The sequence below is a fragment of the Lactonifactor sp. BIOML-A5 genome, assembly GCF_009677585.1.
Classification (GTDB): domain Bacteria; phylum Bacillota; class Clostridia; order Lachnospirales; family Lachnospiraceae; genus Lactonifactor.
Map to the genome: position 1 here is coordinate 1 of NZ_WKYV01000029.1, position 24,073 is coordinate 24,073.

General features: G+C 41.1%; 35 protein-coding genes and 1 pseudogene. 32 read left to right on the forward strand and 4 right to left on the reverse strand.

Annotated elements, in window-relative coordinates; translation table 11 throughout:
- The 9 genes and pseudogenes from GKG41_RS23345 to GKG41_RS18705 form a co-directional block, all read left to right on the forward strand.
- Positions 1-234 (forward strand): annotated as a pseudogene (locus GKG41_RS23345) (hypothetical protein); the annotation flags it as partial.
- A complete protein-coding gene (locus tag GKG41_RS18670) occupies positions 212-802 on the forward strand; it encodes a DNA-directed RNA polymerase subunit alpha C-terminal domain-containing protein (protein WP_173015654.1) in 591 nt (196 codons plus the stop codon). The pseudogene GKG41_RS23345 and the gene GKG41_RS18670, both read left to right, overlap by 23 nt.
- Positions 803-892: 90 nt before the next feature.
- Positions 893-1,105 carry a helix-turn-helix transcriptional regulator gene (locus tag GKG41_RS18675; RefSeq protein WP_154261367.1) on the forward strand — a complete coding sequence of 71 codons (213 nt, stop codon included), beginning with the start codon at positions 893-895 and terminating at the stop codon, positions 1,103-1,105.
- Between the two features lie 22 nt (positions 1,106-1,127).
- Positions 1,128-2,198 (forward strand): adenine-specific methyltransferase EcoRI family protein, encoded by a 1,071-nt coding sequence (locus GKG41_RS18680; protein WP_154261368.1) that lies wholly within the window; start codon positions 1,128-1,130, stop codon positions 2,196-2,198.
- Positions 2,199-2,201: 3 nt separating this feature from the next.
- Positions 2,202-3,365, forward strand: a complete 1,164-nt coding sequence (locus GKG41_RS18685) for a DUF262 domain-containing protein (protein ID WP_154261369.1) — start codon at positions 2,202-2,204, stop codon at positions 3,363-3,365.
- A 193-nt stretch (positions 3,366-3,558) separates the two neighbouring features.
- Positions 3,559-4,269: a hypothetical protein gene (locus GKG41_RS18690; protein WP_154261370.1), complete on the forward strand. Its 711-nt coding sequence runs from the start codon at positions 3,559-3,561 to the stop codon at positions 4,267-4,269.
- A 39-nt stretch (positions 4,270-4,308) separates the two neighbouring features.
- A complete protein-coding gene (locus tag GKG41_RS18695) occupies positions 4,309-4,566 on the forward strand; it encodes a hypothetical protein (RefSeq protein ID WP_154261371.1) in 258 nt (85 codons plus the stop codon).
- Positions 4,567-5,169: 603 nt separating this feature from the next.
- Positions 5,170-5,388, forward strand: coding sequence for a DUF6809 family protein (locus GKG41_RS18700; RefSeq protein ID WP_154261372.1), 219 nt, complete (start codon positions 5,170-5,172; stop codon positions 5,386-5,388).
- A 69-nt stretch (positions 5,389-5,457) separates the two neighbouring features.
- A complete protein-coding gene (locus GKG41_RS18705) occupies positions 5,458-5,691 on the forward strand; it encodes a hypothetical protein (RefSeq protein ID WP_154261373.1) in 234 nt (77 codons plus the stop codon).
- A gap of 47 nt (positions 5,692-5,738) precedes the next feature.
- On the opposite strand, the gene GKG41_RS18710 is transcribed toward GKG41_RS18705, so the two are convergent.
- The 4 genes from GKG41_RS18710 to GKG41_RS18725 all read right to left on the reverse strand — a co-directional run bounded on the left by GKG41_RS18710 (position 5,739) and on the right by GKG41_RS18725 (position 7,517).
- On the reverse strand, positions 5,739-5,993 hold the full coding sequence (locus tag GKG41_RS18710; protein ID WP_154261374.1) for a hypothetical protein: 255 nt from the start codon (positions 5,991-5,993) through the stop codon (positions 5,739-5,741).
- A gap of 26 nt (positions 5,994-6,019) precedes the next feature.
- Positions 6,020-6,430 (reverse strand): ATP cone domain-containing protein, encoded by a 411-nt coding sequence (locus GKG41_RS18715; protein ID WP_154261375.1) that lies wholly within the window; start codon positions 6,428-6,430, stop codon positions 6,020-6,022.
- A gap of 172 nt (positions 6,431-6,602) precedes the next feature.
- Complete coding sequence (locus GKG41_RS18720) at positions 6,603-7,124, reverse strand: ImmA/IrrE family metallo-endopeptidase (protein ID WP_154261376.1); 522 nt, start codon at positions 7,122-7,124, stop codon at positions 6,603-6,605.
- A gap of 66 nt (positions 7,125-7,190) precedes the next feature.
- Positions 7,191-7,517: a helix-turn-helix transcriptional regulator gene (locus tag GKG41_RS18725; RefSeq protein ID WP_154261377.1), complete on the reverse strand. Its 327-nt coding sequence runs from the start codon at positions 7,515-7,517 to the stop codon at positions 7,191-7,193.
- Between the two features lie 524 nt (positions 7,518-8,041).
- On the opposite strand from GKG41_RS18725, the gene GKG41_RS18730 reads away from it, so the two are divergent.
- The 23 genes from GKG41_RS18730 (at position 8,042) to GKG41_RS18840 (ending at position 24,039) form a co-directional block, all read left to right on the forward strand.
- On the forward strand, positions 8,042-8,302 hold the full coding sequence (locus GKG41_RS18730) for a helix-turn-helix transcriptional regulator (protein ID WP_154261378.1): 261 nt from the start codon (positions 8,042-8,044) through the stop codon (positions 8,300-8,302).
- A 185-nt stretch (positions 8,303-8,487) separates the two neighbouring features.
- Positions 8,488-8,886: a DUF4406 domain-containing protein gene (locus GKG41_RS18735; RefSeq protein ID WP_154261379.1), complete on the forward strand. Its 399-nt coding sequence runs from the start codon at positions 8,488-8,490 to the stop codon at positions 8,884-8,886.
- Between the two features lie 17 nt (positions 8,887-8,903).
- Positions 8,904-9,215, forward strand: a complete 312-nt coding sequence (locus GKG41_RS18740; protein ID WP_154261380.1) for a hypothetical protein — start codon at positions 8,904-8,906, stop codon at positions 9,213-9,215.
- Entirely contained in the window at positions 9,215-10,345 is a 1,131-nt protein-coding gene (locus GKG41_RS18745; RefSeq protein ID WP_154261381.1) for a DUF2800 domain-containing protein, read from the forward strand. The genes GKG41_RS18740 and GKG41_RS18745 overlap by 1 nt, the downstream gene beginning before the upstream one ends.
- A gap of 4 nt (positions 10,346-10,349) precedes the next feature.
- Complete coding sequence (locus GKG41_RS18750; protein WP_154261382.1) at positions 10,350-10,895, forward strand: DUF2815 family protein; 546 nt, start codon at positions 10,350-10,352, stop codon at positions 10,893-10,895.
- 53 nt (positions 10,896-10,948) lie between these two features.
- On the forward strand, positions 10,949-11,113 hold the full coding sequence (locus GKG41_RS23640) for an NUMOD4 domain-containing protein (RefSeq protein ID WP_243141075.1): 165 nt from the start codon (positions 10,949-10,951) through the stop codon (positions 11,111-11,113).
- An 83-nt stretch (positions 11,114-11,196) separates the two neighbouring features.
- Positions 11,197-13,137 carry a DNA polymerase gene (locus GKG41_RS18760; RefSeq protein WP_154261383.1) on the forward strand — a complete coding sequence of 647 codons (1,941 nt, stop codon included), beginning with the start codon at positions 11,197-11,199 and terminating at the stop codon, positions 13,135-13,137.
- An 11-nt stretch (positions 13,138-13,148) separates the two neighbouring features.
- Positions 13,149-13,586 (forward strand): hypothetical protein, encoded by a 438-nt coding sequence (locus GKG41_RS18765; RefSeq protein WP_154261384.1) that lies wholly within the window; start codon positions 13,149-13,151, stop codon positions 13,584-13,586.
- Positions 13,561-15,924: a virulence-associated E family protein gene (locus GKG41_RS18770; RefSeq protein WP_154261385.1), complete on the forward strand. Its 2,364-nt coding sequence runs from the start codon at positions 13,561-13,563 to the stop codon at positions 15,922-15,924. Before GKG41_RS18765 ends, GKG41_RS18770 begins: the two co-directional genes overlap by 26 nt.
- A 244-nt stretch (positions 15,925-16,168) precedes the next feature.
- Entirely contained in the window at positions 16,169-16,456 is a 288-nt protein-coding gene (locus GKG41_RS18775; RefSeq protein ID WP_154261386.1) for a VRR-NUC domain-containing protein, read from the forward strand.
- Entirely contained in the window at positions 16,437-17,804 is a 1,368-nt protein-coding gene (locus GKG41_RS18780; protein ID WP_154261387.1) for a DEAD/DEAH box helicase, read from the forward strand. Before GKG41_RS18775 ends, GKG41_RS18780 begins: the two co-directional genes overlap by 20 nt.
- Positions 17,782-18,267, forward strand: coding sequence for a hypothetical protein (locus GKG41_RS18785; RefSeq protein WP_154261388.1), 486 nt, complete (start codon positions 17,782-17,784; stop codon positions 18,265-18,267). The genes GKG41_RS18780 and GKG41_RS18785 overlap by 23 nt, the downstream gene beginning before the upstream one ends.
- A 10-nt stretch (positions 18,268-18,277) precedes the next feature.
- Positions 18,278-18,643, forward strand: coding sequence for a type II toxin-antitoxin system PemK/MazF family toxin (locus GKG41_RS18790; protein ID WP_154261389.1), 366 nt, complete (start codon positions 18,278-18,280; stop codon positions 18,641-18,643).
- Positions 18,644-18,763: 120 nt separating this feature from the next.
- On the forward strand, positions 18,764-19,171 hold the full coding sequence (locus GKG41_RS18795; protein WP_154261390.1) for a hypothetical protein: 408 nt from the start codon (positions 18,764-18,766) through the stop codon (positions 19,169-19,171).
- A gap of 173 nt (positions 19,172-19,344) precedes the next feature.
- On the forward strand, positions 19,345-19,698 hold the full coding sequence (locus tag GKG41_RS18800; RefSeq protein ID WP_154261391.1) for an HNH endonuclease: 354 nt from the start codon (positions 19,345-19,347) through the stop codon (positions 19,696-19,698).
- Between the two features lie 91 nt (positions 19,699-19,789).
- A complete protein-coding gene (locus GKG41_RS18805; RefSeq protein WP_154261392.1) occupies positions 19,790-20,095 on the forward strand; it encodes a hypothetical protein in 306 nt (101 codons plus the stop codon).
- 262 nt (positions 20,096-20,357) lie between these two features.
- Complete coding sequence (locus tag GKG41_RS18810; protein ID WP_154261393.1) at positions 20,358-20,822, forward strand: RNA polymerase subunit sigma-70; 465 nt, start codon at positions 20,358-20,360, stop codon at positions 20,820-20,822.
- Positions 20,788-22,041, forward strand: a complete 1,254-nt coding sequence (locus GKG41_RS18815) for a site-specific DNA-methyltransferase (RefSeq protein ID WP_154261394.1) — start codon at positions 20,788-20,790, stop codon at positions 22,039-22,041. Before GKG41_RS18810 ends, GKG41_RS18815 begins: the two co-directional genes overlap by 35 nt.
- A gap of 70 nt (positions 22,042-22,111) precedes the next feature.
- On the forward strand, positions 22,112-22,867 hold the full coding sequence (locus GKG41_RS18820) for a phage terminase small subunit P27 family (RefSeq protein ID WP_154261395.1): 756 nt from the start codon (positions 22,112-22,114) through the stop codon (positions 22,865-22,867).
- Position 22,868: 1 nt separating this feature from the next.
- Positions 22,869-23,093, forward strand: coding sequence for a DUF4314 domain-containing protein (locus GKG41_RS18825; protein WP_154261423.1), 225 nt, complete (start codon positions 22,869-22,871; stop codon positions 23,091-23,093).
- A 3-nt stretch (positions 23,094-23,096) separates the two neighbouring features.
- On the forward strand, positions 23,097-23,330 hold the full coding sequence (locus GKG41_RS18830) for a DUF5049 domain-containing protein (RefSeq protein WP_347563350.1): 234 nt from the start codon (positions 23,097-23,099) through the stop codon (positions 23,328-23,330).
- Positions 23,331-23,458: 128 nt separating this feature from the next.
- On the forward strand, positions 23,459-23,785 hold the full coding sequence (locus tag GKG41_RS18835) for a hypothetical protein (RefSeq protein WP_199884606.1): 327 nt from the start codon (positions 23,459-23,461) through the stop codon (positions 23,783-23,785).
- 14 nt (positions 23,786-23,799) lie between these two features.
- Positions 23,800-24,039, forward strand: a complete 240-nt coding sequence (locus GKG41_RS18840) for a hypothetical protein (protein WP_154261396.1) — start codon at positions 23,800-23,802, stop codon at positions 24,037-24,039.
- The last annotated feature ends 34 nt before the right edge of the window (positions 24,040-24,073 follow it).

The following is a 24,073-nucleotide window of genomic DNA, read 5'->3' on the forward strand; positions in this document are numbered from 1 at the left end:
TCAAAATGGACGATTAAAAGTTTAATAGGGATAGTATGCGCTTTTTTGGCTATCCGATGGTTTTTGTTTCATAGTAATGAATTATATACGTTGGGTGAACATCGCTTGGGATATTGGATTCGTGATTTTTGGGTTCATATTGACCACAAAGAGGATCGATCAGATATCATGGTGATTTATGCACCGGAAGATAAGATGGAAGGTTATAATTATGCTAGTGAAGACATCGAGTAAAAGATGCAGAACGGATAATCTGGAATGGCTTCTGAATGAAATTGGAGTTAAGGATATTTCGGAAGTCCAGGGATTAAGTGTATCAGAGTTCATAGAAAGATACTCACAGAAGCATTTCAGCAATATATGTCTGGATAGGTTGCTGGAAGTGGGATATGTGTATGTACCAGAAGGGGAGAAGCTGGTTGCAGAGCTTCCGATCACGACCCGACTGAAAAACATTTTATTACGAAATGATGTGTACATATTATCCGATATTGTCAAATATTCCAGAGAGGATATTATGAAGTTCCGAAACTTGGGAGAAGAAACAATGAAGGAGTTGGAAGGTGTTTGCGAACAGGAAGGTGTCCGATTCATTTCTTTACACGAGATTGAAGACCGGATGCTGGAAGTAAAATTCAGTGATAGGCAGCTGACTAAAATGTTTCATTTGAATATTCTTCACTCGGAGGACTCTTTGAATGTGACAGATGAAGAGGTAGAATGCCTTATACAGTTGGATAAAGGAATGCTGAAGAAAATAGAGAAGATGCAAAAACTCTGCGAAAATCATGGTAATAAATAATTATCTAAGTGTCATCATCCATCATATACATAGAAATATTGAAAAATTCACAGAAATGTGATATGCTGTGTTTAAATTGGGAGGTGTAGAATGGCTGTTACGTATAAAAGACTTCAACACATGATGATTGAAAAAAATATTTCGAATGCAGAGCTTATGCGCAATGCTCAGATTTCAGCAAATATTATTACAAAAATAAAAAATGGACAATATATTGCACTTGATAAGGTTGAAAGTATTTGTAGAGCAATGAGATGTACACCTAATGATATATTAGAATTTATTCCAGAAGATGGAGAATGAGCATGATGCGAGGAGAGTTATAATGGCACGATTAAATGATAAAATGGCAGATGCCAAGAAAGCAAAGAATGATGAATTTTATACTCTATACGAGGATATTCAGAAAGAAATTAATGCTTACTTAGAATATAATCCAGACGTATTTAGAAATAAAACTGTATTGCTTCCATGTGATGATCCAGAATGGAGTAATTTTACTAGATTTTTTGCTCAAAATTTTGAAAATTTTGGACTGAAGAAGTTAATAAGCACAAGCTACGCAGCAGATAGCAAACCAGCAGGTATTCCTTATCAACTTACATTATTTGAGATGGAAGGCTTCGGGTATGATGAAGCGAAGACACGAAGTCATGGAAAGATTTTTACTTTAACAAGAAGAAAGAATAAATCTGGGAAGATAGATATAGATGACTTGGAATGGCAATATCTTGAAGGCGATGGAGATTTTCGTAGTGATGAAGTGAAGGCACTAAGAGACGAAGCAGATTTTATCATTACAAATCCACCATTTTCAATGTTTAGAGAATTTTTGTTTTGGATTATGGAGGCAAAAAAACAGTTTCTTATTATTGGAAATATTAACTGCGTACTGTATAAAGAAGTATTTCCCTTGATAATGGATAATGAAATTTGGCTTGGAAATGGTATGGGGCGTTGGATTTCGGGTTTTATCGTACCGGAAGCATATGAACTTTATGGAACAGAAGCAAGGATTGAAAATGGCCAGCGTATTGTTGCAACGAATAATTGTTTGTGGTTAACAAATATAGAACATGGTCGGCGTCACCAACCACTTCATCTTATGACAATGGCAGATAATCTTAAATTTAGCAAGCACAAGAGTATTCGAGAGCAGGGTTATCCCAAATATGACAATTTTGACGCAATTGAAGTATCTTATACAGATGCAATTCCAAAGGATTATGATGGTATTATGGGTGTACCCATTACATTCTTAGATAAATACAATCCAGATCAGTTTGAAATTGTTGGAGAATTCAACCACGGTAAAGACGGAGATTTTGATTTGGCTGCTCCGACAATTAATGGTAAGAGCATATATAAGCGTGTTGCAATTCGCAAGAAAGGTTAAATTATGGAAACGAATTTAAGAATAGATATAACAGTCGAAGATATATGTAAAGGATTTGTATACAACGAATATGAAGGAAAAGGCTTGTTTGGTTTATCTGGTAAGTTGACTATTCAGCCGGAATATCAAAGAAACTATATCTATGCTGATGGGAAAAAGGATGTCGCTGTTGTGGATTCTCTTTTAAAAGGCTATCCTTTGGGATTAATTTATTTTACGAAAGTTGCGGAAGATAAATATGAAGTTTTGGATGGTCAGCAGCGTATTACCAGTTTTGGTAGATTTGTTACGGGGAAGTTTGCAATAAAAGATGCAAATGGAATTCCACACTATTTTAGTGGGCTTGCGGAAGATCAAAAAGAAAAGATTATGAAGAGCAAGTTGACTATTTATGAATGTGAAGGAACCGAAACTGAAATAAAAGAGTGGTTCAAAACTATCAATATTGCAGGTGTTCCGTTAAATGACCAAGAATTATCCAATGCAATTCACTCTGGACCATTTGTTACTTTAGCAAAGGAAGAATTTAGTAATAGTCAGAATGCAAATGTACAGAAGTGGAGCGCATATATTGCGGGTTCTCCATTAAGACAAGAATTTTTGAAAACAGCGTTGGATTGGGTAAGTAAGGGTAATATAGACGCTTACATGAGTCGGCATAGATATGATACGAATATTACAGAATTGAAAAGTTACTTTAATAGCGTTATTGATTGGATCTCTAGTGTTTTTGATGACGTTGATAGCTCAATGAGAGGATTGGATTGGGGTAGATTATATGAAAAGTATCATAGAAATGCATATAATCCGCAGGAGGTTTCCAAAAAAGTTCAAGCATTGTTATCAGACTATTATGTCAATGATAAAAAGGGAATTTATGAATATATTTTAGGTGGATGTGTTGATCACAAACTATTAAATATACGTGTATTTAATGAGCCAACAAAAAAATCTGTATATACAAAGCAGACTGCTGAAGCGAAATTAAAGGGGCATTCCAATTGTCCTCTTTGCGCTTTGGGGTCAGATAATAACAAGACTCGTATCTGGAAACAAACAGAAATGGATGCGGACCATGTTACAGCTTGGAGTAATGGTGGAGCAACGGATGTTAGTAATTGCCAGATGTTGTGTAAGACACATAATCGTGCAAAGGGAAATAGATAGGTTTTCTACATAAGGCTGCAGTTTCAAAGTATTCTGCAGTCCTTTTTATATCAATGAATCATTACATTTCGTTACATAAAAGAAAAATGTAACGATTGTGCATTGACAGTATAGAGTAGAAATGATAAGATGTATTTATCAAAATTGGCTTAATGACCAATTGAAGAGAAGTATCTGACAAGGAGGCAAAGCGTTGAGTGCAATAGTCGTGAATGAGAATAAACTTGCTGAATTGATATCAAAAGCTTGTGGACCAAGAAGTTTATCCGAATACAGTAGAGCTTGTGGTATATCACCAGCACATTTATCCAGAGTAAAATCTGGCATTTGCAAGCCTTCAAAGAAAATGTGTTTCAAATTGGCATCAGAACGTTATGCAAAAGAAATAGGCTTATCCAGCCAGGAATTCTTAATAGCAGCTGGTTATAACGGTGATGAAATCGAAAGTACGAAAGAATTTGAAGCTGTAGCATTTCAACAAAGCGATGTAATAACCTTAGGAATTGTTTCTAAAAGGTTGATGTTATGTGGCTGTACATATCAGTTGCTTTCGTTGGGAGAAAACAAAGAGGTAGACTTCGCCTTTTTGGTTTCGCAGGATGGTACCAAGGTCAGATGGGAATTCGTATTAAGCTTCTCGTACCAGATATCCGATTATGTAGCTCGTAGAAATGCGTACTATTATAATCTTGGAAGAATCTTATCTTTTCGGCCACTTCAAAATACACAGTATACTCTTATACTTAATGATGAGGCGCTGTATGATGAATTGGTTCAAGAGATTAATCGGTATATGGTATTAGCGAATGTTTCTGTTGCATTGATTGATTTTGAAGCGATGGAAATCAAGAAGGAGGTCGTGTTAGACCGAGGCGGTAGAAACATGAAACTGTCCTTAATTTGACAATTGAATAAAGAAAATTAATTACGGAGGTCGTGTGTAATGAACGATATGAAAAATTGTTTATTTGAAGCCTACTGCGAGTATACGGAAGAAAAGCAGTTGGAGTATCAGAAAACAGAGCAGTATCAGGAATTACAGCGACAGTTGGATGAAAACAAAAGAGCGATTGATCGTCTAATCTCCGATAATCTGGAGTTGAAAGAATTATTCCGGGCAAGAGAAGATCTGTTATTAAAACATTACACAGATTTAGAAACTGAGACGATAAAAGCATTTATCAATCTGATTCATCATTAACTCGCTGATTCCTTCACCGGTAGATGGGTGTCATGAGAATGATGACACCCTGGCGAATCGGTGTTAGATGATGAAACGGAATATAGAAGGAGGAACATAAAGTGTTAAAGAAACAAAGGTGCCAAAAGGATATAATAAAATATATACTACATATATAATTCTTATTATTTACGACATACCCGGGAACATTTATTGAAGAGTTTGTTTTAAGTTTCAAGTGAAGTTTTTTATCGATTAAATTATCAAAATTGAATAATGTGATTGTGGATTTGTATATAGAACGTGGGTAGATTTTTGTTGAACATTTTTTGAATATTATAATAGGTTTTTTTGTTGTACCAAAAAATAGATTTGATAATAATTTTGATGCTAAATTTCATGAAAAAATTAAAGGCTAGTTATGCAAAAATGATATTTGTATAACTAGTCTTTTTATGTGACAAGATAAAATTGATAATCGAACTAATGTTCGATATAATATAAATAGGTTCGCTACCAATGCAGGACATTTGTTAAACAGACCAATCAGTATTTATCCCGGTATTGGAGGTGTGGTTTACGATGGAACTTGAAGAATGAATCAAGGATGCACTTGAAGAATCAATGCAGGCATATATACATTCGGAAAAATACCAAGAACAGAAGCAGAGCGTTAATGATATGGTAACAGATTTTCGTGATGGCCTAAGCGAGAGCCAGAGTCGGAAATTCAATGCTATATTAGATGCAATGACGGATCAGAATTCAATGTTTGCTTCAGAAGCATATATGCATGGTGTTGTAGAAGGAATTGCTTTACACAGCAAGGTAATAAGTGAATGAGAAAAGGACGGACCGGCTTTGATTTCCCTTTGAGTTGGTTTTTCTTTTTGGTGAGAGGATCGTGGTAGAATGGAAGAAAATTATAAAGTTGGAGATACGGTATACATTATAGAGAGTAATCGGATTATTCGTAAATGCACTGTTGGACGTGTATCGGGAGGGATATATTTGATTCGATTTGAAGAAGGTGGAGCGATACAAGTAAAGAAACATAGATTGCATGGCAGCAGGGAAGCAGCAGAAGCGAGTCTGCCTCAGACACAGAAAACAAGACGTTTAACTCAATATGACTATATGCATTAAAATAGCCCGGTTGATTTTCAGCCGGGCGAAATTTTTTTATTCAGTTTTTATAGCGTCTTCTGTCTCAGTGCGATACCGTTTACAACACCAGTTACATATGCTTTTGATGCGAATGTGCCATCGCTAGTATTGATGGCATCGATTATTTTGTTAAATTTGATCTGCTGTTCTGGATTAAGACCAGAGCGGAATTCTGAAAGCATATTGTTGATTTCTGTTTTTTCTGTTCTATATTCTTCGGATTCTGTATAATTTTTCATGGCATCATCAATGGAGTCCATGATACATTCTGCTAATTCCATGTTGTAACCTCCTGCTGGAATAAGTTTTATACTGTTGTAGTTGCAATGTGTATAAAATTATTGTCAGCACTGTCGGCATCGTTACTGCGATCCTGAGTCCTCAGTAAGTAAATGTTTCGAATTCTCTGGGAGAAACGACAAAATACTGAGGTGACAGGTTTGACGCATGAAAAGAGGGCTGCCGTCGAAATATATGCGTGCAGGGGACAGCTTATTGATTTCTCCTTTCTATAGTTTTCTTTGTCGAACAAGCGCATAAGCCAATGCCATGCGGAATGAACTATTGAATAAAATGTTCTCTGGATACTGGCATAAAGTTCCTCAAGACATTCATTCACCAGTTTGCTGACAGCAGCATTAATGGCTTCTACGATTTTATGAATTGAGAAGGTAACCTCCTCATTATTTCTTTTTACGATTCTAATTGTCTCTTCCATACGTTTTTCACCTCGCTTTCTTGACTCAGATTTCAGTGTAAATATGTATAATACACTATATATTGTGGCTATATGGATTTTATCATACAAGATATAGAATTACAAGCACATTTGATGTAAAAAGGACTTATGACGGTTCCCGATGAATGGGAACTCTCATCAGTCCTTTTTGCTATGCTGCCAGGAATAATCGCAGCATTCTTCTTTCGTAAGAGGCATAGCACCGAGGACCGTATTTCATCCATTTCATGTAGTATTCGAATGAATACTCGGATGCTTCAGCTGATACGCAAAATATGTTTGCGATATCGGAAGCACCACTACAATGCGTGATGGCAATTAACGGAGGGGGAGCAATCGCATATTTTGCAAAAAAATTTGCCTCTGCTTCCTCGATGGCACTATTGCTGTCATCGGGATTGTCGTGATGACCTAAATAAATATGACCAATCTCGTGGAAGATTGTCCATCGCATACGCTCGTACTGAGCATAGTCATTATAATAGATGACATATTGGTTCATTCCAGTAGCAGGATTAATTTCTACTCTAGAAAAGCCGTCTGGATCAATACAGAGGGCATTCATATATTCTTCCGGAGTAAGGGAAGAGTATGGTTTCAAAACGTAATAAAGTTTGTTTGCGATATCGAAGCAGTCAATGGGGTAACTACTTATTTCGCACTCTTCAAACATAAAAGAAACTTCCTGTTTGATATCTTCGCACCTGTTGTCTGTCAGTATTCTCAAGTTTAATCCTTTCTAGTTTTCTGACTCAAAAAGGGCGTTAACGAGATCGGCTTTCTGCTTCTGTGTCCAATTCTTTGCATTCCGAGCAATCGCACGCTGAGTACGATAATACTCAAGTTCAGAGTCTTCTTCAGCTTCCTGACCAAGTAGATAATCGGAAGTGGTGTGAAGTGCAAGAGCTATATTAGCGATGATTGGTCCTTTCGGAGTACGGTCACCTTTAATATATCTTGACATGGAAACTTCAGTTACACCGACCTTTTCTGCAAGCTCTCGTTGAGTTAAACCATGTTTTTGTAATAAATCAGAAATCCTTTCTCCTAATATCGTATTTGTCATAATTGGTATCCTCTTTCTAATATAGATTTGCATATGCTCTGCATGGCACTTTTTGCTCTGCGTCTTTAGCATTTTGCAGTGTTTGGCTTACTTGATTATTTTATAAGGGATCTTTGCTTCAGTATCTTTTTGTATTATAGTTTCCAAGCGATGATACATATATTCGACCGTCCCTTGAGGTTTTCGTATTTCAGCTCCAACTGGCTTGCTTTCTTGACAGGCTTTTTAGTTCCTGCACTACAGCATTCATGCAAACGTTCTTTTGCATTCATTCGTAGTATTAATTGTAAAAAAATAAAAATTCATGGTGATTTCTGATTTACCAAAAGTATAACAGAACTTACCATTTGTGTCAATAGAAAAATAAAAATGGAAAGTTTTTTAAGTGCGAAAAAGCTTGAAAAATAAGGAAAAATCGAGATTTTGAGTATTAGAAATGTAAAACTAATGGAAAGTTGTGTGTTGACAACTTACCGAATGTTTAATATAATTTCCTCAGACTTAAACGAAAGGAGAGAAGACGCATGAACGTAAGAATGCTGAAGGCGAAGAGAGTTGAGAAAAATCTTCGTCAGAAGGATCTGGCAGCTGCCTTGGGAATTACCGAAAAGGCAATGTGCCATAAAGAATGCAGTTCTGAAAATAAGTTCAAAGCGGAGGAGATGCTAACCCTTGTCAAGCAACTGGACTTATCATTTGCAGAGTTCGATGCAATTTTTTTTAATCACGAACTTACCAAATGCTTAAGAAGAACTCAAAAACTTACCAAAAATGGAGCTGGATAAATGTATCGGATTAAAAATACAGAAGGGAATGAAAACATCACTCGACCTGGCAGAAGAGTATCGATGCAATCATCCCATCGCAATCAGTTTACCACAACTGATATGAAAAGAAAACGATTATTTATCCAATATAACGAGACAACCACGGTCATGAGAACCGAATGTAGAAAGGATGGTTATAAACCATGAAGACAGTTTTTATTTGTTCACCGTTTAGAGGAAACGAAGAAGAGAATGCAGAAAAAGCAAAGTTCTATGCACGTATTGCGATTGGCACAGGAGCCGTTCCGATTGTACCGCATCTTTATTTTCCAATGTTTCTTGATGAGAAGAAACCAGCCGAGAGAATGCAGGGCATTGAAATGGGGCTGGAACTCATGGATTGCTGCGATGAGGTCTGGGTCTTCGGATTCAATATCACTTCTGGCATGCAGTTCGAATTAGATCATGCGAGAGAAACGAAGGTTCCGGTTCGTCTGTATGACAAAGATATGAACCGCATCAATCTTAGAACGCTCCGCATTGATGAAAGAGCAACACCGGAATATGTGGCATCCATTAAAGGGTTGAAACTTTTGAAATAGAAGAAAGGGGTACGAACATGAGCGAAGCATATTTATTGGTAGCACAGGGCTACGAGATGGTAGCAGCAGGGTTACGTCAGTTAGCAGAAGCTGGTGGAAAGATGTCGGAAGTTCCGGTTCCAACAGAAAAAGCTGAAATGACACTTGCTCCTAAAAAAGAAGAAACGGTAATCACACAGGATGAAGTTCGTCTGGTTCTGGCAGAGAAATCCAGAGCCGGAAAGACACAGGAAGTTAAGATGCTTCTGAAGGAATGTGGGGCAGACAAGCTCTCTGCAGTACCGGAAGAAAAGTATCCAGAACTTTTGAAGAAAGCGGAGGCGCTCTAATGGGCGCTCATGCAAGATTCTCTCCATCCTCCGGCAGCAGATATCTGAACTGTCCTCCGGCACTTTTGCTGGAGGAGCAGTTTGAAGATGAACAGTCTCCGTATGCTGCAGAAGGCAGTGCCGGACACAGAATGGCAGAGTATCTGATCAACAAACATTTAAAAAGAAGAGATAAGCGTCCGGTGTCCGATTACTATTCGGACGAGCTTCTGGAAGCGGTCGATGATTATGTCGCATACGTCATCGGGCAGATTGAAGAAGCAAAGCGTATCTGCAGTTCTCCTGTGTTTGCAGTGGAACAGCGAGTCGATCTTCGCTGGCACGTGAAGGACTGTTTTGGAACAGCGGATATGGTGATTATCACTGACAAGAAAATACAGATTATTGATCTGAAGTTGGGGAAGGGTGTCATGGTCGATGCTGAAGAAAATGTTCAGCTTATGATCTACGGACTCGGAGTTCTTGATATGGCAGATATGTTGTTCGACATCGAAACTGTAGAACTTACCATTGAACAACCAAGACTGGAACATTTCTCAACGTGGGAAATCTCTGCAGAGGAGTTACGAACATGGGGAAAAGAAGTTCTGGAGCCAAGAGCAAAGATGGCTCTTTCTGGGGAAGGGGAATTTAAGGCTGGTGATCACTGCCGATTCTGCAAAGCCAGATTTCAGTGCAGAGCAAGAGCCGAGGAGTTACTCAAGCTGGCACAGATGGAATTCAAAGAACCAGACCTTCTGACAGATGAAGAGATGGCAGAGGTTCTTTCCAAAGCCGATGATCTTAAGAAGTGGGCAGAGGAAGTGTACGCATACGCTCAGAATGAAGCGGTTGTTCATCATAAGGAATGGCCGGGATTCAAATTGGTGATGGGTCGCAGTAACAGAAAATATACGGATGAAGAGGAAGTGGCAGAAGCTGCAAAGAAAGCCGGGTACACGGATATCTTCAAATCCAGTCTCATCGGGATCACCGAAATGGAGCGACTGATGGGAAAGAAAAAATTCAAAGAGGTTCTCGGAGCTTTCGTGTATAAGCCGGATGGCAAAGTGACACTGGTACCGGACTCAGATAAAAGAGAAGCAGTAAATGTATCAACCGCAGAAGCGGACTTTAAACAGGAGGACTAAATATATGAGTACAACAATGAACAGCACAAAAGTTATTATTCCATGCAGATTTTCTTACGCACACATTTTCGAACCGAATTCTGTGAATGGTTCCGATCCTAAGTATTCTGTGAGTCTTATCATCGATAAACAGGATAAGGATACTATTGCAAAAATTAAAAAGGCAATCGAACTGGCGAAAGAAGATGGCAAAGGCAAATGGGGCGGTAAGATTCCTGCCAACCTTAAAACACCTCTTCGTGATGGTGATATCGACAGACCGGATGATGAAGCATACGCAGGAAGCTACTTCGTGAATGCCAACAGCAGACAGGCACCGCAGGTAGTTGACAGACAGGTACAGCCTATCATCGATCAGAGTGAAGTTTATTCCGGCTGTTACGGTAGAGTATCTGTTACTTTCTACGCTTACAACTCCAATGGAAATAAGGGTGTTGCAGCAGGTCTTGGAAATGTGCAGAAACTTCGTGATGGTGATCCATTAGGTTCCAGAGCAAATGCGAGAGATGAATTCGACGCAGTAGATGCAGATGACGATTTCCTTTCCTAAGTAATCATGGGGTGGGGAGTTTCTCCACCCCTACATAAAGGAGTTGAAGTTTTATGAAAGATTGGAAAGACATAGAGGGAATGGAAGGCAGATACCAGATGAGCGGTGATGGGAGTATTCGTGTTCTGTCACATTTCGTCAGAGGAAGAAAAGTGCCAATGAAAATTCTGGATTTGAAATACCAGGAGGTAGTGGCAATAAAGAAACGACTGGAATAGGGTGAACATCCATACTGCATTGCAGAAGATATGGGTGTGTCCCGTAAGGTGATCAGCCGGATTAAGAGTGGGAGGTCATACGGATGGATAAACAGTTAGCGATTGATATTGAAACCTATTCTGATGTGGACCTTATCAACTGTGGAGTTTACAAATACACGGACTCCGACAATTTTGAAATTTTGCTGTTTGCATATTCCGCGGATGATGAAGAAACGAAAATCGTGGATTTGGCATCCGGGGAAAAGTTGCCGGAAGAAATCATAGAAATGCTCCTTGATGATTCTGTAATAAAAACAGCGTTCAATGCTAACTTTGAGCGTACCTGCTTATCCAGACATCTTGGCGTGAAGCTGAAACCGGAAGCATGGAGATGTACAGCGGTGCAGGCTGCGATGCTTGCTCTGCCTCTTTCACTGGAAGGTGTCGGTGTGGTTCTGGGGCTGGATAAGCAGAAGATGTCGGAAGGAAAAGAACTGATCCGTTATTTCTGTAGTCCATGTAAACCGACCAAGAGCAATGGCGGTCGAACCAGAAATCTTCCGGAGGATGCACCGGAGAAATGGGAACTGTTCAAAACCTACTGTATCCGGGACGTAGATGTCGAAAAGCAGATACGAAAGAAGCTGTGGAAATATCCGATACCAGAGAAGGAACAGCAGCTGTACTGCTTGGATCAGCGCATCAATGACAGGGGCATTATGGTTGACCGGAATCTTGTAAATCATGCCATTGCATGTGACTTGCTTTATAAGGAAACTGCCACCAAGAGAGCCTACGAACTCTCGGAGCTGGAAAACCCAAACAGCGTATCACAGCTTAAAAGGTGGCTGACAGAAAAGGGTATCGAAGTAGATTCGCTTGCCAAAGCCACAGTGGAGGAATTGGTGGATAAGACAGAAGGGGATGTGCAGGAGATGCTGAAACTCCGTCTGGTAATGTCGAAAACTTCTGTCAAAAAGTATGAAGCTATTGAACGTTCCGTCTGCAGGGAAAGCAGGGTACATGGACTGCTTCAATTCTTCGGAGCCAACCGCACCGGGCGGTGGGCAGGAAGATTGGTTCAGATTCACAACCTGCCACAGAACCATATTTCTGATTTGGAACTGGCAAGAGGTCTGGTGGCGGACGGCAGATACGATGACGTGGAAATGTTATACGAAAGTACACCAAATGTTCTCTCAGAACTGATCCGTACCGCTTTTGTAGCAAAGCCGGGAAGTCGATTTATCATCAGTGACTTCTCAGCCATTGAAGCCAGAGTGCTGGCATGGCTTGCCGGGGAACAGTGGCGAATTGAGGTGTTCCAGACACATGGGAAGATTTATGAAGCATCCGCATCAGCGATGTTCCATGTGCCGATTGAAGAAATTACTAAGACCTCACCGCTTCGTCAGAAAGGTAAGATCAGTGAACTTGCACTGGGCTACGGTGGTTCGGTCGGTGCCATGACTGCAATGGGTGCATTGAAGATGGGACTTTCGGAAGAGGAGCTTCCATCCCTTGTAACCACATGGAGAAATGCGAACCCACACATTACACAGTTCTGGTGGGCGGTAGATGAAGCTGCAGTCAAAGCAGTCCGGGATAAGAAGCCATCCAGAGTAGGGAGAGTGGCATTTGAATATTCCAGCGGTATCCTGTTTGTCACGCTGCCATCGGGCAGGAAGCTCTCTTATGTAAAACCGAAGATGGGAGTCAACAAATTTGGCAGAGAGGGCATCACCTATGAAGGAACCGGGGAGTCCAAGAAGTGGATGCGACTGGAAACTTACGGTCCGAAGCTGGTGGAAAATATCGTGCAGGCAGCAAGCAGGGATATCCTTGCAGAAGCTATGCTCCGTTTGGAGAAAGAGGGATTCGACATTGTATGCCATGTACATGATGAAGTAGTTCTGGAAGTGCCGGAGGGAGTTTCGTCCGTAGAGGAAATAAATCAAATCATGGCAGTGAATCTGGAATGGACAGATGGACTGCCACTAAGTGCAGCAGGGTTTGAAAGCCCATTTTACAAAAAAGATTAGGAGAACACAGTATGGGAACAAAATACAATTCGGAAGGGTATCGTGACCCGACCGCACACTTAGGGATTGATCTGGCAGAGCCGGAGCAGACCCGTCAGATCGTAAGACTGGCATATCGAAACGGTAGAATGGAACTGTATGTAAAAGAGTTCTTTCCCTGCACGATAGCAGTCGGAAGAAAGATATTCCCGTTAATCAAGAAATTTGCAGGGAAGAAAGACATTGATAATTTACGAATGTTCTTGGAGATGGAGGTTTCCGAGCATAGCGAAAAATATATGGAATTTGCCAGACGCAGATCATTGGAGCCGGAAGGTTCGAAGCAGTTCCATTTTTATAATGCCAGAAGCCGGGAAGAACAGGTTCTGTATAAAAGAGCCAAGAGCAATCTGGAAATGTTAAACAGTAAAGGGGGCAGACCAAATGAAGATCGCAGTATCAACGGGTAATTCCCGAATGGAAAAGAAGTGGAATTTAAAAGAGATGGAACTTTCGGAGTTCCGTGATCGTATCTCACAGACTATCCGTACATCGGAAACGATGGAGCAGTATCGCAAGATGTCAAAGGCACAGCAGGATGATGTGAAAGATGTAGGTGGTTATGTTCTTGGGAGACTCAAAGGTGGCAGACGAAAGAAGGACTGTGTACTTTCCCGTTCTGCACTGACTCTGGATATGGATTATGCACATGCCGATGTAGCAGATCAGATTGAAATGTTCCAGACATTTGGATGCTTTATTTACTCCACCCATAAGCACACCAAAGAGAAACCAAGACTTCGACTCATTGTTCCGCTTTCCAGAGAAGTGACACCGGATGAATATATGGCAGTCAGCCGTAAGGTAGCAGAAGAAATCGGAATGGAGTTATTCGATGATACCACCTACGAACCGAGCCGACTGATGTACTGGCCTAGTACCTCTGCAGATGGGGAATTTTTCTTTCATGAGATTACAGGCGAACCGCTGAACCCGGATGAGGTGCTTTCCAAATACAAAGATTGGAAAGATGTATCTTCATGGCCGGTATCTAACAGACAGCATTCCATTGTACAGAAGGATATCAAGAAACAGGAAGATCCGCTTCAGAAGCGTGGTGTCATCGGAGCGTTCAATCGTACTTTTACAATTACACAGGCAATTGACACTTTTATTTCCGATGTGTATCAGCCAAGCTCCATGCCCGGTCGTTATGATTACGTTCCGGCGGACTCTGCAGCAGGTGTTGTGATCTACGATGATGTGTTTGCTTATAGCCATCACGCCACAGACCCAGCTTGCGGAAAGCTGATGAACGCTTTTGATGTGGTCCGCATTCATAAGTTCGGTCATCTGGATGCGAAGGCTTCTGAGGATACGGACTCTACGAAACTTCCGTCCTACAAAGCCATGCAGGAATTTGCTTCTCAGAATGAACAGGTACGCATCACACTTGGGAAGGAACGTGAAGAGTCAGCCAGAATGGATTTTGCAGAAGAGGACTGGAAGAAACAGCTGGAGTATAACCGACAGGGTATCCTCATCAACAATCTGAAGAACCTGCTTCTCATTCTGAATAACGATGAAAACTTAAAAGGGGTCGTGTTCAACCAGCTGTCTGATGATATGGAAATCAAAGGGGAAGTGCCTTGGAGCCATCCATCCAAGTTCTGGAGAGATGCGGACGATGCACAGCTGATTTCCTATATCGATCTTACTTATGGAAATTTCTCAGCGAGAAATTATGACATCGCAGTATCAAAGGTAACGGATGATCGTTCCTACCATCCGATCAAAGAGTTCCTGGTATCACTCCCGGAATGGGATGAAATCCCAAGAGTAGACACACTGCTTGTCGATTTCTTGGGGGCAGCAGATAACGAATATGTCCGTGCAGTTACCAGAAAAACCTTAGTAGCTGCGATAGCCAGAGTTATGACTCCGGGATGTAAGTTCGATACCATGCTGGTGTTATCTGGTCCGCAGGGAAAGGGTAAATCCACACTCATTGCAAAGCTGTGTGGGGACTGGTTCAATGACTCGCTTCTGTTATCCGACACAAAGGATAAGACTGCTGCCGAGAAGCTGCAGGGGTATTGGATTCTGGAAATCGGAGAGTTAGCAGGTCTTAAGAAAACAGATATTGAAACGCTCCGTGGGTTCCTGTCCCGACAGAATGACATTTACCGTGCTGCCTTTGGAAGAAGAGCGACTCCTCATCCAAGACAGTGTGTGTTCATCGGAACGACCAATGCAGATACTTATCTTCGTGATATTACGGGTAACAGACGCTTCTGGCCTGTGAAAGTTCCGGGCGGTACGGGCAGAGGTTCTTGGGAACTTACCCGTGAGGAAGTGGAAATGATTTGGGCGGAGGCACTTCATTATTACAAAAAAGGTGAAACCCTCTATCTTCCAAAAGAACTGGAGCCGATTGCAGTGCAGGAACAGAAGGAAGCAATGGAACAGGACGAAAGGGAGGGTACGATTCGCGACTACCTTGAGATGCTCTTGCCGGAGAACTGGGAGTCCATGACTCTTTATGAAAGAAGGAACTTCATTAACGGATCAGAATTTGAAGGAAGCCGTAAGGTCGGAGTGAAGAAGCGTACCCGTGTCTGCAATATGGAAATCTGGTGCGAGTGTTTCGGAAAAGAGCGTGGCAATCTGAAACGACAGGATGCCAATGAAATCGCAGCCATTATGAGTAACATCGAAGGCTGGAAGCGACCGGAAGGTAAGATGCGCTTCTCCATTTACGGAGTAGTCAAAGGGTATGTAAGAGAAGAATTGATGGAAACAGAATAGGGAAACAATCGGCAATGGTGATGCCGACAACGCCAGTTGCCATTGCCGATGAGGTATCCGAAAACAGGATATGACGGCAAACAGAAAAAAGGCTGGAACCGCAAGGGAAGCAGGGTGGCTTGTTTCTATGTTGCCTATAAATATCTATTAAATAGAAATCTATAAATATAGCCCCGTAACACACGCGAATATGCGTATTGCACGTATACGCGCATAAAAGGGAAATTGGGAAACGGAGGTTTCAATGAGTTATAGCGAAAAGTACGTGGAACAAAAATTAGTAACCGAGGCAAAAAAGATGGGAGGCTTGGCGGCAAAGTTCGTGTCTCCCGGTTTAGATGGGGTGCCGGACAGATTGATACTGTTCCCCGGAGGCAAGGTGGCATTTGCAGAACTGAAGGCTCCGGGCAAGAAGCTCCGCCCCTTACAGGAAAAAAGAAAGCGAACACTGGAAGGATTAGGCTTCCGGGTTTATGTGATAGATAGCGTAGAAAAGATTGGAGGGATTTTACATGAAATACAAACCGCATGATTATCAGAACTATGCTTCTGAATTCATTATAAAAAATCCATACTGCGGACTGATCCTTGACATGGGTCTTGGAAAAACGGTCATTACCTTATCCGCACTGTGGGAGTTAATCCTTGATTATTTTACAGTCGGACGAGTGCTTGTGATCGCACCGAAGCGTGTAGCAGAAGATACATGGAGCCGGGAATTTATGAAGTGGGATCATCTGGCGGGCCTTAAAATATCAAAGGTGCTGGGGACAAAGCAGCAGAGGGAAGATGCCCTAAAAGCAGAAGCAGACATTTTCATCATTAACCGTGAAAATGTGGCATGGCTTGTGGAAAACCATAAGTGGGATTTTGATACCGTGGTGATTGATGAGATTTCGTCCTTTAAATCCAATAAGGCACAGAGGTTCAAGGCTCTGAAAAAAGTGCGACCACAGATTAAAAGAATGATCGGACTTACCGGGACACCATCACCGAACAGTCTGATTGATCTCTGGCCACAGATGTATCTGCTGGATATGGGACAGAGACTTGGACGATACATCACCGGATATCGTGAGAGATTCTTCGTGCCGGACAAGCGTAATAAAGAAATCATATATTCCTACAAGTTAAGACCGGGAGCAGAGCAGAAGATATACAGTTTGATTTCCGATATTTGTATTTCCATGAAGGCTTGTGACTATCTGCAGATGCCGGATCGTATCGATACCCAAGTGGAAGTTACAATGTCGGATAAGGAGCAGAAGTTCTATGACCAGCTGGAAAATGACATGGTGTTAACAGTCGGAGAGGATGAACTGGATGCAGTCAATGCAGCTGCACTTTCCAATAAGCTCTCCCAGATGGCAAACGGTGCGGTCTACGATGAAAATAAAAAAGTGATTCCAATCCATGAGAGGAAACTGGATGCACTGGAAGATCTGATCGAAGCTGCCAATGGTAAACCAGTCCTTGTGGCTTACTGGTTCAAGCATGATAAAGACAGAATTAAACAGAGATTTGATGTAAGAGAAATTGATACGGCAAAGGATATCGCAGACTGGAATGAGGGGAAGATTCCTGTGGCATTGATCCATCCGGCATCTGCAGGACATGGATTAAATTTGCAGGATGGAGGTTCTACCATCATCTGGTTTGGACTTACTTGGTCGTTGGAATTGTATCAGCAGTTGAATGCAAGACTCTGGAGACAGGGGCAGCAGAACACGGTGGTGGTACAGCACATAATAGCAAAAGGAACTGTAGATGAAGATGTCATGAAGGCGTTGGAAAGAAAGGATGCCGGGCAGTCGGCATTGATCGATGCAGTTCGTGCAAGGATTGGAGGTAGAGAGAATGAAAGCAGGAGAAGTGCTTGATAAATATCAGGAATTAAAAAAAGAACAGACAGTATTGAAATTCCAGCTTTCCAGATTTAAAGGGGTTTCACCCGATGACATCATTGAGTCTATGACCTTCTCCCATGCCGATGGGGAGAGGGTCCAGACCAGCGGTATCAGTGATAAGACTGGGAAGATAGCTGTGAATTATAAAAAGATTGCGGACAGGGAAAATGAAGAATGGCTTTCCTATTTGATTTCCAGACTTGAGTACGTGGAAGCTGAAATAGAATTCTTTGAATTCACGGTGAAGGGATTGTCCAATGGAGTCGGTGAGATCATGTGGGATATGATTGTAGAGTCCATGAGCTGGGGAGAAGTTGAAGAAAAGTATCATATCAGTCATGCAACTTTAGGAAGATACAGAAAGAGTGCGATAAAAGAACTGGACGTGATTTATGAAATGCGTGATAGACAAACCGAATTATATATGCTGGGATAGGAGGATGCTTATGTGTAAACGTGGTGATATATACTATGCTGATTTTGGAGTAAAAATGGGTTCGTGTGAACAGGGCGGTATTCGTCCGGCAGTCGTTGTGAGTAATAACAAAGCAAATGCAAATTCTCCGGTGATTACGGTTGTTCCGCTTACAACAAAGATTTGGAAGAAACCTTATCTTCCAACGCATGTGCAGATACCATATTCTGTAACAACAGGATTACATAGAAAGAGTATGGCATTAGCAGAACAGGTGGAGACTATTGATAAAAAGAAACTGACCGAGAAGATTGGAGAAATTTCCGATGACATTCTGATGGAACAGATAACAGTAGCTCTTCAAATTCAGATAGGTGCTTATGAGGAGTATAATTGAGGCAGTTGGGAAACCGACTGTCTTTTCTTTTTTTCTGGAAGTGATATAATAATACAAATGAATAAAGGTTTTGAGAAAAAGCAGATTTTGTTCAGTGAACATTGCGAAGGAGAGTACGTTATGGAAATAAGTAAACAAGCCGTTTATTTTGAACCAAGTTTAAAATTGAAAAAATGTCATAGAGATTCCTGTAGAGGGAATTTGAAAAATAGTGAAATGTTCTTGTGGAAAAATCCAAATAAAAGAATAAGATTTTCGTGTAAAAAATGTGAATTATGCGGAACGATTTATCTGGATTGTGAACTGTACAGTACAATTAAAAATAAAGAACAGTTAGAAATACTCAATTCTGATATGGGTGAAGTTAATCAAGCTATTACAAAAAGAAAAGAAAAACTTCGAGCAAAAAAGAGGAAAGAGCTTTGTGGTGTGGGCGGTTCAGGAACTCTTGAAGATAAAAGATACATTGGGAACAGCATGGAAAGATCATTTATACAAATAAATATTGATAACTTAAAGAAAAAATAAGACTTGATTATATATGAGACAAACACGAGACTGACAAACGCCAAATTGTGTGTTATTGTTATAGTGCAAAAAAAATGAACTGAGGGAAACAAACCTTCGGTTCTTTTTTTATGCCGTGGCGGAGGTTTCGTACTCTTTTCAACCGCCACGGACATAGAAGGGAGGAACTTGGAATGCCAAGAAAACCAAAGAAACCTTGTAAGCATCCCGGTTGTCCGAATCTGACGGAAGGCTTTTATTGTGAAGAACATGAAAGCCTGCATCGTGGTGAAAGAACAGGTGCTGCGAACCGTGGTTATAATCGCAAATGGCAGAAGGCAAGAGGTCGTTTCTTAAGAGTAAATCCGTTGTGTGTGGAATGCCAGAAGGAAGGAAAATATGTGAGAGCAACAGTTGTTGACCATATTGTTCCTCATCGTGGCGATCCCGTGTTGTTCTGGGACGAGTCGAACTGGCAGCCTCTTTGTAAACACCACCATGACAGCAAAACAATGACGGAAGACCGATACCAGGAGTATCGTTACTAATTACCAGAATGTAACAGAAATCCTTGGTGGTTCTTCGTATGGATAAAAAAGAACGCTTCGTTTATAGTGTCTCGCTGAAGGAGGCGATGCTATGGACGAAAGTGAAAAACAATTTTTAAGGGAACTGTTGTCACACCGTATGGAGGTTCATTACCAAAGAATTTGTGATGCCAAGTCCTATCAGCAGAGAAAAGAAGAACTGGAATACTACGATGAAATGGAGGAAAAGTATCGTAAGGTGTTTACTTCGTTGTCGGAAGAACACCAGAAAGTTATCAGAGAGTATGTCGAGAACGTAAGCGATGCAGCTACGGAAGAAACAGAAAGATATTATCGTTCCGGCTTTGAAGATGGATTAAAGCTGATGGGTGCGCTCATCAAATATTACATCCGGTAGCTGATGCCGGGGGATATCAAATCTCTGTGATCCTGCCCCGGTCAGACCGCCGCCCCCTCAAACGTGAATTTTCGCAGAATTAAACACGGGGGATAGGTCGGTTGTGCGAATTGATACGAAGAAAGCCTAGAAATTCAAGGAATTTCCGGTGAAGAGTTTCGTTAAAAAGTAAATAAAAACCATGTTTTTTATGGGTAAAAAAGTGCGAAAAAGAGGTGCTTTTTTACTCATTTTTTTATGCTCGTTGAAAGGGAGTGAAAGAATGACAGAGCAACAGGCAAAACAGATTGTGGAGATGCGACTCAAGGGAGTCGGCTATAAATCGATTGGAACAGTGGTTGGGCTGTCCCGTGACATTGTGAGGAACTATTGCAAAAACCATAATCTTACGGGATATACGTCAGCACTGACGAAAAACGTACAGATGAAAATGGACAGCGGCGAAGCCTGCCTGTATTGCGGTGGTTCAATTACCAAACCGAAGACGGGCAGACCGAAAAAGTTCTGCTCAGAAAAATGCAGAAGAGAATGGTGGAAGATGCACCCGGAAGCATTGAAGCGGAATGAAAAAGCAATGTACGAACTGGTTTGTGGTCATTGCGGGCAGACGTTTATTTCCTATGGGAATAAGAACAGAAAGTATTGCTGTCACGATTGTTACATTAAGGATAGATTTTGGAGGGATGAAGAATATGAAAACAGCAAAGTTGTCGGTCTTACCGATTAAAAACTTGAACCCGGCAGAATACAATCCCCGAAAAAAGTTGAAGCCGGGAGATAAAGAATACGAAAAGATTAAACATTCCATAGAGGAATTTGGATTTGCCGATCCTGTGGTAGTCAATTCTGATATGACCATCGTTGGCGGTCACCAGAGAGTGACGGTCGCAGCTGCACTTGGATATACGGAAGTGCCATGTGCGATTGTGGACGTGACAAAGACACAGGAAAAGGCATTGAACATTGCACTGAATAAAATTTCCGGTGAATGGAACCAGGAGCTTCTGGCAGATTTGATTGAGGATTTACAGAATTCAGAATTTGATGTTGGCTTTACTGGCTTTGATCCTCCGGAGATTGAACAGCTTTTTAATAAGGTTCATGATAAGAAAGTCAAAGAAGATGATTTCGATGTGGACGCAGAATTAAAGAAACCGACCGTAGCCAAGACGGGTGATGTGTGGTTTCTTGGAAAACACCGTGTCATTTGCGGAGACTCCATTCTGCCGGAAACCTATAACATTCTGATGGATGGAAAGAAAGCAAATCTGGTTCTTACTGATCCGCCTTACAATGTGAACGTTGAGGAGACTGCTGGGAAGATTAAAAATGACAACATGGCAGATGAGGATTTCTATAAGTTCCTCTTTGCAGCATTTGTAAATATGGAACAGAACATGGAGGACGATGCTTCCATCTATGTGTTCCATGCTGATACCGAAGGATTGAATTTCCGTAAGGCGTTTGTGGCAGCAGGCTTTAAGCTGTCCGGGTGCTGCATCTGGAAAAAGAATGCATTGGTGCTTGGGAGAAGCCCGTACCAGTGGCAGCATGAGCCATGTCTGTTTGGATGGAAAAAAGGTGGAAAACACCAGTGGTTCTCTGATAGAAAGCAGACAACCATTTGGGAGTATGATCGCCCGAAAGCATCCAAAGACCATCCGACCATGAAGCCGATTGCTCTCATGGCGTATCCAATTCAGAATTCATCCATGATGGGATGTCTGGTACTGGACCCGTTTCTTGGTTCTGGTTCCACGCTTCTGGCTTGTGAACAGACCGGGCGTATCTGTTATGGTATTGAACTGGATGAAAAGTTCGTGGATGTTATCGTGAACAGATATATGGAACAGAGAGGCTCCGGCGAGGATGTGTATGTTCTTCGTGATGGTGTGAAGATAAACTATGCGGATTTGATACTGCCGGAATCACGTGAAAAAATATAATAATTAACTTGCTATTTCCTCCGTTTAGAGTGATATATGTACTAACAAAAAATGAATGGAGGAAATACATATGAAATTCAAAACAACAGCAGAAAACAGAAAAGATGTAGTGAAAGCTATGGAAGAAATCCTTGGAGAAAAATCCATTTATGTAGGCGCACCGTCCTTTGGTTATAAGGTCGGTGATTTTACCATTGACAAGGATGGAGTAGTTGAAACTGAAAATGAGAAAGCAGGGAAGCAGATGCAAAGTGAACTGATTGCAAGAGGAATTGCAGAAGGGGAAAAAGACAAACTGAATATTGATATTCCGCTGGAAGGATTCACAGCAGACGGACTCAAAAATCTGGTTTATCTAATTCACAGCAAGCAGTACCTTCTTGAAAAAGCAGTCGGCACGAGGGCACTTTGGGTTTCTGATACACTTGTGGAAAAACTGAATGCAAGAGAAGGAATGCCATTGGAAGAAACAATTCTGATGATTTCCGAAGGGGAGACAGAGGGATTGATTTTAGGCAAAGACCGAATCAACTTTTGCGGTTTTCCATTTTCAATCGAAACAGCGAATGTGTACACAAAACTTGTAGCAGCAATCGCTCAGATGGCGAAAACACAGAAACGGATTAAACCGCAGGAGTGCATAGAAGAAAATGAAAAATATTACATGAGAAGCTGGCTTGTAAGACTTGGATTTGGCGGTAAGGATGGAAAAGAAGTAAGAAATACGTTTCTTACAAATCTGAAAGGACATACCGCATTCCGAACAGAAGCGGATAAGCTGAAATGGAAAGAAAAATATGGGAAGGCAGGTAAGGTTCATGAATAAAATGTTTTTCCCAAGCAGAGAAATGGTAGAGCAAGTAAGAAAACAGTATCCGGTGGGATGCAGAGTAGTACTTGAACGGATGGATGATGAACAGGCACCGCCAATTGGAACAAAAGGAACAGTACGAGGTGTAGACGATACAGGATCAGTGATGGTTCAATGGGATAACGGAAGCGGACTGAATGTAGTGTACGGCGAAGACCGCTGCCGGAGAATTGAGGAGTAGTGTATGAGAACAGCGATTTATTGTAGAGTTGGGAATAAAGAGCAGGTTATTCCAAAGAAGATGGACGAAAAGGTAAAGGAGCAGATTCTTGCCATCCGGGAGACTGGGCTTACAAATATGTTCGATATCCGCAATGTTCAGAAGATTGCCTGCGATATGGAATTTTGGGAATTAGTTTTCTTCATTGATGACCATGAGGATAGATATACACGTTTCATTCTCACTGGAGAAGAATAAAAAATGTACACAAATTTCTTAAAAATGTTTGTGTACATTATGGTCCAGAATTGACTGGATATATGTGTGTTCCAGAGGTAATATGCTACTACCGAAAGGGAAAACAAAGAAAAACGGAGGAACGCACGATGAAAAATGTTTACGAACTGAGAAACGAATTTGAACTGAAAGAATGGAGAACCGCAATTACAAGAGAGGATTTTGAAGCAGCCTTTTACAAAACAAAAGAAAAAATTACTTTTACATTAAACGGCTGGGATGGAAAATCCTACGATGGTGAAAGCAGAAGCGGATGCATTTATCGCACCAGCATAAAAGGATTTGAAGATGAAACTTTTGTAAAAGTTGGAAAGCACCTTTTCTACATTGTCGAGGATAGCAACGTGCTGGAACATGCAACAGGCGAATACCACAAAGAAGCTGATTGGTTTCTGGATGTTTTAAGGAAAAACTAAAGAGGGCATTGGATATGTGGAGTGAAGGTTCAATTGGAAATGTAAAAGGTGGAAAAGGAATTTGTCATTACTGGGTAAAACACTATGATGAGCCAAGTGCTTATGGTATCAATGGCGGTAAGATTTCAAAACTGAGGATTGAAAAAGATGGTGTTGCCACTTGTATTTACGACAGAGGCTGGGACATCAAGCCGGAAGACGATGACGAAATGACAAACCTTGCACTTTGTATTTTGCTGAATAATTATAACTAAACAGCAGACAGGGAGCTTTGAAGGCTCTCTTTGT